The sequence below is a fragment of the Saccharomonospora iraqiensis subsp. paurometabolica YIM 90007 genome (genome assembly GCF_000231035.2).
Lineage (GTDB): Bacteria > Actinomycetota > Actinomycetes > Mycobacteriales > Pseudonocardiaceae > Saccharomonospora > Saccharomonospora paurometabolica.
Window position 1 is genome coordinate 186,268 of sequence record NZ_KI912213.1, and the last position, 6,143, is coordinate 192,410.

At 73.8% G+C, this 6,143-nt stretch carries 7 protein-coding genes; 4 read left to right on the plus strand and 3 right to left on the minus strand.

Annotation, left to right across the window (positions count from 1 at the left end; all coding sequences use genetic code 11):
- The 3 genes from SACPADRAFT_RS25755 to clpS all read right to left on the minus strand — a co-directional run.
- Positions 1 to 843 (minus strand): P1 family peptidase (locus SACPADRAFT_RS25755; RefSeq protein ID WP_084258317.1); only part of this gene is annotated, 843 nt, incomplete at its 3' end.
- Between the two features lie 58 nt (positions 844 to 901).
- Positions 902 to 1,459 carry a DUF2017 domain-containing protein gene (locus SACPADRAFT_RS0205565; RefSeq protein WP_028662244.1) on the minus strand — a complete coding sequence of 186 codons (558 nt, stop codon included), beginning with the start codon at positions 1,457 to 1,459 and terminating at the stop codon, positions 902 to 904.
- Entirely contained in the window at positions 1,456 to 1,740 is a 285-nt protein-coding gene (gene clpS, locus SACPADRAFT_RS0205570) for an ATP-dependent Clp protease adapter ClpS (RefSeq protein WP_007026068.1), read from the minus strand. The genes SACPADRAFT_RS0205565 and clpS overlap by 4 nt, the downstream gene beginning before the upstream one ends.
- Before the next feature lie 114 nt (positions 1,741 to 1,854).
- Between clpS and SACPADRAFT_RS0205575 the strand changes: the two genes are divergently transcribed.
- The 4 genes from SACPADRAFT_RS0205575 to SACPADRAFT_RS0205590 form a co-directional block, all read left to right on the plus strand.
- A complete protein-coding gene (locus SACPADRAFT_RS0205575) occupies positions 1,855 to 3,177 on the plus strand; it encodes a nicotinate phosphoribosyltransferase (protein ID WP_007026069.1) in 1,323 nt (440 codons plus the stop codon).
- 55 nt (positions 3,178 to 3,232) lie between these two features.
- A complete protein-coding gene (locus SACPADRAFT_RS0205580) occupies positions 3,233 to 3,805 on the plus strand; it encodes an isochorismatase family protein (RefSeq protein ID WP_007026070.1) in 573 nt (190 codons plus the stop codon).
- Positions 3,802 to 4,734, plus strand: a complete 933-nt coding sequence (locus tag SACPADRAFT_RS0205585; RefSeq protein WP_007026071.1) for a sugar kinase — start codon at positions 3,802 to 3,804, stop codon at positions 4,732 to 4,734. Before SACPADRAFT_RS0205580 ends, SACPADRAFT_RS0205585 begins: the two co-directional genes overlap by 4 nt.
- A 147-nt stretch (positions 4,735 to 4,881) precedes the next feature.
- On the plus strand, positions 4,882 to 6,143 hold a 1,262-nt coding region (locus SACPADRAFT_RS0205590), incomplete at its 3' end, for an ATP-dependent DNA helicase (protein WP_007026072.1).

Below are 6,143 nucleotides of genomic sequence, written 5' to 3' on the forward strand. Positions count from 1 at the left end.
TCGAACATCCCCGTGCGCGGGCCGGACCGCGCGGGCCAGCCCGTCCTGGGCGGCGACCGCGAGCCGTCGGCACCGGCCCTTCGACAGCTCCGCGTCCACCGCGACGACACCGATCGTGGTGTTCAGATCGGTCCCCGGCTGTTCCGCGGACCGTCCGGGCCCGCCGGGCCGGGCCCGGACACCGAACTCCCCGTCGACCTCGTGGTCGGCCGCGTACGGCTCGCCGGTGTCTGGCCGCACCGCCTCGCCCGCGGCGTTGAGCACGACCAGTGCGCCCACGGTGTAGCCGTCCACGCGCTCGCTCGCGGTGCCGAGACCGCCCTTCAGCGAGCCCACCCGCGCACCGGTGCCCGCACCGACCGTGCCCTGCGGCACAGGGCCGTCCGTGGCGGCCGCGCAGGCGGCGTACCCGAACTCCGCGTCCGGCCGGTTGCCCCACTCCCCGCGCGGCAGGTCGAACACCACCGCCCCCGGCACGATCGGCACCACCTCGTGCGGGGCGGCACCGACGCGGAAACCACGGTGCGCTGCGGCCAGCCACCGCATCACGCCGTCGGCGGCGGCGAGCCCGTAGGCGCTGCCCCCGGACAGGCACACCGCGTCGACCTGTCCGACCAGGTTCTCCGGCGCGAGCAGGTCCGTCTCCCGCGTGCCGGGCGCACCGCCGCGCTGGTCCACCGCACCGGTCGTGCCCGGCGGCGGCAGCACGACCGTGGTTCCGGTCGCCCAGCCGTGGCCCAACCGCCGGTGGTGCCCCACCAGAACGCCGGGCACGTCGGTGAGCGCGTTGTGCCGGGGGTGGTCCCCGCGGTCGTCGTGGCCCGCCGTGCCGTCGGCCGTCATCGTCGGTCCTCCCCCGGTCGGTCCCGGACCGGTCGCGCGCGTCCCGTCGGTGACCGGGTCATTCGGTGAGGGCCTGTACCAGGCTCTCCTGCACCCAGGTCAACCAGTGGTAGACGCTCAGGTGGGGCGAGCGGGGGTCGTCCTCCGGCAGCTCGTCCGGCATGTCGTCGGTGACGTCGAGCGCGGTGCCGAGCGCCAGCCGTACGTCGTTGAGCGCCGACAGCCAGGCGTCGGCCTGGTCGTCGTCCAACCGCACCTCACCGCCGTCGGGCGGCAGGGTCTCCAGCACGACGGCGGCGACACCGATCTTGGCGTCCAGCACCTCCGGCTCGTGCAGGGAGCGCAGGGCGGCCGCGGAGTCGAGGTCCTCCCGCGTCGGGTTGTCCGGGTCCAGCCGGTGGAAGTCGGGCAGCAACCGGCCCAGCACCGGGTCGTCGGGGGACTCCGCGGGGCCTGTCCGGATCCCGGTCAGCTCCGCCAGCTCGTCCTGCGGTACCTCGTCGGAGCGGGCGCGCAGCATCTCGTCGATCTGGCGGACCAACCCCCGCACCACGGCGGCCTCCTGCTGCTCGAAACCGCCACGCACCGTGCCGCGCTCGCGGCGCCATCCCCTCACGGTTGTTCCATGGTCGCCCAGAGGCCCGCCGCGTGGAGTTTCGCGACGTCGCCCTCCACCTTCTCCTTGCTTCCCGACGTCACGACGGCCCTGCCCTTGTGGTGCACGTCGAGCATCAGCTTCGTGGCGTGCTCGCGGCTGTAGCCGAACAGTCGCTGGAACACGTAGGTCACATAGGACATGAGGTTGACCGGGTCGTTCCACACGATGGTCTGCCACGGTCTGTCCTCGGCGCCCTGCTGCGCCCCGAGTGATTCTTCGGCCTCGACAGGCGTGGTCATGGTCCCATGGTGTCACGGACGCCGACGGCGTCGCCCCGCGAGGTCGGTCCCCGGGCGGGGGGCGTGCCCCGGCCCGGATCGCGGATCCCCGCGACCGGAATAGGGTTGCCGGGTATGTCCTCCACGACGAACGCGGCCGGGGGTGCCGGCGGTACCGGGGGTGGCAGCACCGCGCTGCTGACCGACCACTACGAACTCACCATGCTGAGCAGCGCGTTGCGCGACGGGACGGGCGAGCGCGACTGTGTGTTCGAGGTCTTCGCGCGCAGCCTGCCCGCCGGGCGCCGCTACGGCGTCGTGGCGGGCATCGACCGGCTGCTCGACGCCATCGCCGACTTCCGGTTCACCGACGCCGAACTCACCCAGCTCCGCGAGACCGGCGTGGTGGCCGACGACACCCTGGACTGGCTGGCCGGGTACCGCTTCACCGGGGACATCGACGGCTATCCGGAGGGTGAGCTGTACTTCCCCGGGTCCCCGATCCTGACCGTGCGCGGCACGTTCGCCGAGTCGGTCCTGCTGGAGACGCTGACCCTGTCGATCCTCAACCACGACAGCGCGATCGCCTCCGCCGCGGCCCGGATGTCCGCAGCGGCCAACGGCAGGCCGATCATCGAGATGGGCGGCAGGCGCACGCACGAGTCCGCCGCCGTCGCCGCCGCCCGTGCGGCCTACCTCGGTGGCTTCGCCACGACCTCGAACCTCGAGGCCGGACGCCGGTACGGCATCCCGACCAGGGGCACGGTCGCGCACGCGTTCATGCTGCTGCACGACAGCGAGGAGGAGGCCTTCCGCGCGCAGATCGAACGGATGGGCACCGACACCACCCTGCTCGTGGACACCTACGACATCACCGGGGGGATCGAGACCGCGGTGCGGGTGGCGGGGCCCGAACTGGGGGCGATCCGCATCGACTCCGGCGACGTCGGGGTGCTCGCCCGCCAGGCGCGGGAACAGCTGGACAAGCTCGGTGCCACGGACACCCGCATCGTCGTGTCCGGCGACCTCGACGAGCACGCCATCGCCGCCCTGCGGGCCGAGCCGGTCGACGCCTACGGCGTGGGCACCTCGGTGGTCACCGGATCAGGCGCCCCCACGGCGGGCATGGTCTACAAGCTGGTCGAGGTGCAGGGCCGCCCGGTCGCCAAGCGCAGCGAGCACAAGGCGTCCCGGGGCGGCCGGAAATCCGCCGTGCGCAGGCACAAGCCCACCGGGACCGCGCTGGAGGAGGTCGTCCACCCGACCGCCCACCCCCCGCAGGCGCGCGCGGACGACCGGGACCTGCACCTCGCCCTGCTCCGCGCTGGACAACCGGTGCCGGACCTGCCCACCCTGGAGGATGCACGGCACCGGCTGCGGCGTGCGCTGGTGAGTCTGCCGTGGGAGGGGCTGAAGCTGTCCGGCGGTGACCCCGCGATCCCCACGACGTTCCTGTAGGGCACGTGGCACGCCCGGTAGGCTCTTCGGTCCGTCGGCGTCGGAGGAGGTGGACATGGCTACCGCGCTGATCGTGGTGGACGTGCAGAACGACTTCTGCGAGGGAGGTTCGCTCGCGGTGTCCGGAGGAGCCGCGGTCGCCGAGGCCGTCTCGGCGCACCTGCGTGCCGAGGGGTACGGCCACGTCGTGGCCACCCGGGACTACCACATCGACCCCGGAACGCACTTTTCGGACGCCCCCGACTACGTCCAATCGTGGCCGCGGCACTGCGTCGCCGACACGCCCGGGGCGTCGTTCCACCCCCGGCTGGACGTCGCCCCGATCGAGGCGGTGTTCTCCAAGGGTCAGTACAGCGACGGCTACTCCGGCTTCGACGGCGAGACAGACGCGGGTGAGCGGCTCGCGGACTGGCTCACCCGGCGGGGGGTCGACTCGGTGGACGTCGTGGGCATCGCCACCGACCACTGTGTCCGGGCCACCGCACTGGACGCGGCACGCACCGGGCTGCGCACCCGGGTCCTGGCCGACCTGACCGCGGGGGTGTCCCGTTCCACCGTGGACACCGCACTGGCCGAACTCGACCGGGCGGGCGTCACCGTGGCGGGCAGTCCGAGGGTCGCCGCGTGAGACCGGGTGGGCTGCTGACCTTCGGTGAGGTGCTGGCCGCGTTCGGCACCACCTCCGGCAAGCTGCGGCACGCCATGTCCGTGGGCGTGGGCATCGCGGGCTCGGAGGCGGTCGTCGCGATCGGCGCGGCCCGGCTGGGCGTGGACACCGCCTGGGCCGGCCGGGTCGGTGCCGACGAACCCGGCGCGCTTGCCCTGCTCCGCCTGCGGGAGGAGGGGGTCGACGCCTCGGCGGTGCGCACCGACCGGCAGGCACCGACCGGACTGGTGCTCAAGGACTTCCGCAACACCGACGTCGCCCGCGCGTCGTTCTACCGCAACGCCAGCGCGGGCACCCGGCTGTGCCCGGAGGACATCCCGGAGGACAGCATCCGCTCGGCCGGGGTGCTGCACCTGAGCGGGTTGACCCCCGGCCTGTCCGACTCGGCCGCGAAGACGGCGTTCGCGGCCGTGGAGGTGGCCCGCGACGCGGGCGTGCCCGTCTCGCTCGACGTCCGCTACAGCCACGCGCTCTGGTACCCGGACGACGCGGCCGACATCCTGTACGACCTGGCGTCGATGTCGACCATCGTGTTCGCCGGGGACGACGTCGTGCGGCTGCTCGGCTTCGAGGGCGAACCCGGCGAACTGGCCTCCGCACTGGCCGGGATCGGCCCCGAGCAGGTGGTCGTCAAGCTCGGCCCGCGCGGCGCCGTCGCCGAGCTGCACGGTTCGCCCTACGACGTGCCCAGCTACCCGGTGCGGTCGGTGGACACCGACGGCGCCGACGACGCCTTCGTGGCGGGCTACCTCGCCGACCTGCTCACCGACGCGCCCCCGGAGCGCAGGCTGCGCACGGCCGCCGCCTGCCGCGCCTTCTCCCTCTCGGTCCCGGGCGACTCGATCGGCCTCCCCGACCGCGAGGAACTCCAGACCCTCACCCGCCGCTGACCACCCCTCGCGAGTCGCCACCCCAGGCCCGCGAGTCGCCACCCCGGGCCCGCGAGTCGACGCTCCGGGACGACGAGTCGACGCTCGGCGGAGTACCCGGCGAGGCACGCCCGGCACCGACACCCCCGGGCGGTACCGTGTGGTGCCGTGACCGGCGACCCTTCGGACCTGCCGAGCGTCCGTGACCTCCTCGCCCACGCCGTCGACGCGGTGGGCGGCACCGAGCGCGAGGGCCAGGTGCGCATGGCCGAGGCCGTGACCGACACCCTCCGCACCGGAGAACACCTGGTGGTGCAGGCCGGAACCGGCACCGGCAAGTCCCTGGCCTACCTGGTGCCCGCGATCCGGCACGCCGTCGCCGCCGGGGCCACGGTGGTCGTGTCCACCGCGACCATCGCCCTCCAGCGACAACTCGTCGACCGGGACCTGCCCCGACTGGCCACCGCGCTCGCCGGGCCGCTCGGCCGCGAGCCCACGTTCGCGATCCTCAAGGGCAGGCGCAACTACCTGTGCCTGCACCGGGTGCACACCGGCGCGCCGGAGGAGCCGGAGGACACGGGACTGTTCGACCCGTTCGCCGTCTCCCGGATCGGCCGGGAGGTCAAGCGGCTGCACGAATGGTCCTCGGAGACCGACACCGGGGACCGCGACGAGCTGGTGCCGGGTGTGTCCGAACAGGCATGGCGGCAGGTGTCGGTGACCGCCCAGGAGTGCCTGGGGGCGCACCGCTGCCCGGTCGGGGACGACTGCTTCGCCGAACAGGCCCGTGGCGAGGCGGGCCGGGCCGACATCGTGGTCACCAACCACGCACTGCTGGCGATCGACGCGCTGCAGGAGCACCAGGTGCTGCCCGAGCACGACCTCACCGTCATCGACGAGGCGCACGAACTGGTCGACCGGGTCACCTCCGCGGCCACCGCGGAACTCACCCCCGCCATGATCTCGACCGCGACCCGGCGGTGCGGCCGACTGATCGACTCCGGGATCGCCGACCGGCTGCTGGAGGCGGGTGAGGGCCTCTCCCTGGTGCTGCAGGAGATGCCGTCCGGACGGCTCGACGAACTGCCCACCGCGCTCGGCGGCGCCGTGGCGGCGGTGCGCGACGCGGCCCACGCCTGTGTCACCGCGCTCGGGTCGGAACGCCGGGAGGACGTGGAGGAGGCCACCGCCCGCAAGGTGGCCCGGTCGGCACTGGACGAGATCCACGACACGGCCGTGCGGCTGCTGGACGCGTTCGACGCCGACGAGGGCGGACGCACCGATGTCGTGTGGCGTTCCGGCGGGGAGCACAGCCCGCGCCCGCCCGCGCTGCACGTCGCGCCGCTCGGGGTGGGCGGTCTGCTACGGGAGCGCGTGTTCGGCGCCGGGCCCACCGTGCTCACCTCGGCCACCCTCGCGCTCGGCGGCAC